Here is a 3565-nt window from a genome sequence, read left to right on the forward strand (position 1 = left end):
ACGCGTGCTGCCCGGGCGGATCGCCACCAGGCGCGTCCCGACCGGGTGGAACGCGCGAAGACACGCGTCGCCGATCGCCATCAGGCACGGCCGCAGCGCACCGAGCGCGTCCAGACTCGCGCGGCGGAGCGCCAACAGGCTCGTCCGAACCGCGCCGAGAAGCAGCGCGTTGTCGAGCGCCAGCGGGTCCAGCCGAACCGGGTGCAACAGGTCGACCGCCGGATGGCCGACCGCCAGCAGCTTCGCTTCGACCGTCAGTCGCGCCAACAGGACCTGAAAGGCCAGCGCCAGCAGATTCGCGGCGAGCGGCAGATGGCCACGCGTAACCTCCTGGCCGAGCGTCATGCGCTCCGCGCCGACCGAATCGCCAATGAGGGCATCTTCCGCGAAAGCCGGATTGCACGGTCGCTGGATCTCGGCACGCGCACCCGCTTCATCGCGCCGGCGCGGGCCGTCAGGTTCGTCGGTGAGCCGCTCCGCAATGTCACGAATTACGTGACGCTGAGCGCGCTGCCGGCCTCGGTCAGCTATCTCTATCCGGCAACGTCGAACTATTATTATCAGTACGGCGGCGGATACCTGTACCAGGTCGACCGCAGCTCGAGCCTGATTGCGGCCCTGATCCCGCTGCTCGCGGGCGGCTTCCTGCCGGGCACCTACCTGCCGCAGACATACATGAGCAGCTACGTGCCCTCCTATTACGGGCTCAACAGCTTCTACCCGGCCAGCTATGCCTACGGATATGGCGCCGGCTACGGCTATGGCGGCAATAATTACTCCAACAACATCTGTAACCGCTACGCCTACGGCACTGTCTACCAGGTCGACTGCATGACCGGCATGGTGGTCAACGTGATCCCGACCTACGCCGGCGGCTACGGCGTCGGGCAGATGCTGCCTTCGTCCTACAGCTACTACAACCTGCCGATGCAGTATCGGGACATGTACTATCCGACGGCCGACTATTCCTACTGGTATGCGCCCGGCGCGATCTACCAGTACGACAGGGGCTCGAGCCTCATCACGTCGGTTGCGGCGCTGATGTCGCCGGGTTTCTCGGTCGGTCAGCCGCTGCCGATGGGCTACAATATGTACAACGTGCCGATGGCCTATCGCGCGACTTACTACGACACGCCGAACTCCTGGTACCGTTACAACAACGGCTACATCTACCAGGTCGACCCGACCACGCAGTTGGTCACGGCGATCGTCGCATCGCTGCTGACCTGAGCATCGGTCGCAGGATATTGAGCAACTAAACCTTGGCCCGGCGATGGAACCCAATCCGCGCCGGGCCATTTCGTTTGCGAACCAAACAAGGAGGCCAAGCGCATGAAGGTTCATGCACTCGCGCTCGCAGCCGGGGCGGCACTGATCTCGCTCTCCGCCTGCAACAACAGCGGCGGCGGCAACAATGTCGCCAACAGCCCCGAGAACGTCCAGTCGCCCCAGGCGCAGAAGGCGGCCGGCGACAAGACCATCGCCGCCGGGCTGCCGGCGAACAGCAAGTTCATGGCAGCGGCAAAGGCCGCGGGCCTCGACCAGACGCTTGCCGGCCCGGGTCCCTATACGGTGTTCGTTCCGACCGATGAGGCGATCGCCGCGGCGCCCGCCGGATCGTTCGATACCAGTGCCGGCAACCGCGCGCAGCTGACCGGGATTATCACCAACCTGATCCTGCCCGGGACCGTGCTCGTTGCCGACATCCAGAAGGTCGTCGAAGCCGGCAAGGGCAAGGCCCCGCTGGCAACCATGGGCGGCAGCACGCTCACCGCGAGCAAGGACGGCGACAATATCGTGATCAGCGATTCCGCCGGGCAAAAGGCGACGATCGTCAAGGGCGACGAGCAGTTCACCAACGGCGTCGTCCATGAAGTCAGCGCCGTGCTGATGCCGTCGAAGCAGCCGGCAGCGGACGCGCCCGCGGTCGGCGCAAAGGCCGGCAAGTAGCGCCCGTGCTCCTGTGACCGCAGGAGCACGGACTCTCTTCCTGTTGAGGCCGGGCCCCTGCGTTCGCAGGGGCACTGCTGCTTTCTATCTTCCCCACTTCCGCATGGCGGACGGCTCGCTATAACCGTCCCGTGACGAGCGCGGGCTAGGGGCTTTGAAGCGATGAAAGCGACGATTGAGCGGGCGATCCTCCTGAAGAGCCTCGGCCACGTCCAGTCGGTCGTGGAGCGCCGCAACACCATCCCGATCCTGTCGAACGTGCTGATGGAAGCGCGCGAGGACGGATCGCTTCGGCTGATGGCCACCGACCTCGACCTCCAGGTCGACGAGAGCGTTCCGGCCAACGTCACGCAGCCGGGCGCGATCACCGTCTCGGCGCACACCTTCTTCGACATCGTCCGCAAGCTTCCCGAAGGCAGCCAGGTCGAGTTGAGCGCCGCCGAAGGCAAGATGCAGGTCCTCGCCGGCCGCTCCCGCTTCAATCTCTCGACGCTTCCGCGCGACGATTTCCCGGTCATTGCCGAAGGCGACCTGCCGACCCGCTTCGAGCTTCCGGCCGCGACCCTTCGCGAGATCATCGAAAAGACCCGCTTCGCCATCTCGAGCGAAGAGACCCGCTATTATCTGATGGGCATTTTCCTCCATGTCGTCGACGAGCAGCTGCGCGCCGCGGCGACGGACGGCCACCGCCTCGCCAGGGTCACCGTCGCGCGCCCCGACGGCGCCGAGGGCATGCCCGACGTGATCGTGCCGCGCAAAGCCGTGAACGAGCTCTACCGGCTGCTCGAGGAGCTCGAGGGCACGGTCGAGATTTCGCTGTCCCCGACCAAGATCCGCTTCGGGCTGGGCAGCGCGATCCTGACCAGCAAGCTGATCGACGGCACCTTCCCCGACTACAACCGGGTGATCCCTACCGGCAATGACAAGCTGCTCAAGCTCGATCCCAAGAGCTTCGCGCAAGGCGTCGATCGGGTCTCGACGATCGCCAGCGAGAAAACGCGCGCGGTGAAAATGGCCGTCGACCGCGACAAGGTCACGCTGTCCGTGACCAGTCCGGAGAATGGCGTCGCCACCGAGGAAGTGCCGGCGGATTATGGCTCCGACGGGCTCGAGATCGGCTTCAACGCCAAATATCTGCTCGACATCCTGGGCGAGATCGACGGCGACACCGTCGAGGTCCACCTCGCCGACGCCGCCGCTCCCACCCTGCTGCGCGAGAACGACAAGTCCAACGCGCTCTACGTGCTCATGCCGATGCGGGTGTAACTGGCGGGTCGAAGCGCTACTTCGACCCCTGCAAATGGCCAGCATTTCCCGCCTGACGCTTACTGACTTCCGCTCCTATGCGTCGGCCTCGCTCGAAGCAGGACCGGGCTTCGTGCTGCTGTTCGGCGAGAATGGCGCCGGCAAGACCAACCTGCTCGAGGCGGTGTCGATCCTTGCGCCCGGGCGCGGCTTGCGGGGGGCTGCGCTGTCCGAGATGGCGCGGCAAGGCGGCAACGGCGGCTGGGCGGTCGCCGCCAGGCTCGGCGACGCGGACATCGGCACCGGCACCCTCGCCGCCGCGCCCGAACGGCGGCAGGTGCGGGTCAACGGCGCTCCGGCCTCCGTCAAC

At 65.8% G+C, this 3565-nt stretch carries 5 protein-coding genes; 4 read left to right on the forward strand and 1 reads right to left on the reverse strand.

The window, feature by feature from the left end:
- Positions 1-345 (reverse strand): hypothetical protein (locus GH737_RS13680; protein ID WP_155265339.1); only part of this gene is annotated, 345 nt, incomplete at its 3' end.
- Between GH737_RS13680 and GH737_RS13685 the strand changes: the two genes are divergently transcribed.
- The 4 genes from GH737_RS13685 to GH737_RS13700 all read left to right on the forward strand — a co-directional run.
- Positions 313-1230, forward strand: coding sequence for a hypothetical protein (locus GH737_RS13685; protein ID WP_155265340.1), 918 nt, complete (start codon positions 313-315; stop codon positions 1228-1230). The genes GH737_RS13680 and GH737_RS13685 overlap by 33 nt on opposite strands.
- A 102-nt stretch (positions 1231-1332) precedes the next feature.
- On the forward strand, positions 1333-1950 hold the full coding sequence (locus tag GH737_RS13690) for a fasciclin domain-containing protein (RefSeq protein WP_155265341.1): 618 nt from the start codon (positions 1333-1335) through the stop codon (positions 1948-1950).
- Between the two features lie 162 nt (positions 1951-2112).
- A complete protein-coding gene (dnaN, locus tag GH737_RS13695) occupies positions 2113-3216 on the forward strand; it encodes a DNA polymerase III subunit beta (RefSeq protein ID WP_155265342.1) in 1104 nt (367 codons plus the stop codon).
- 34 nt (positions 3217-3250) lie between these two features.
- Positions 3251-3565: AAA family ATPase (locus GH737_RS13700; RefSeq protein WP_155265343.1), on the forward strand; the 315-nt coding region annotated here is incomplete at its 3' end.

The sequence above is a fragment of the Sphingomonas segetis genome (genome assembly GCF_009720245.1).
GTDB lineage: Bacteria > Pseudomonadota > Alphaproteobacteria > Sphingomonadales > Sphingomonadaceae > Sphingomicrobium > Sphingomicrobium segetis.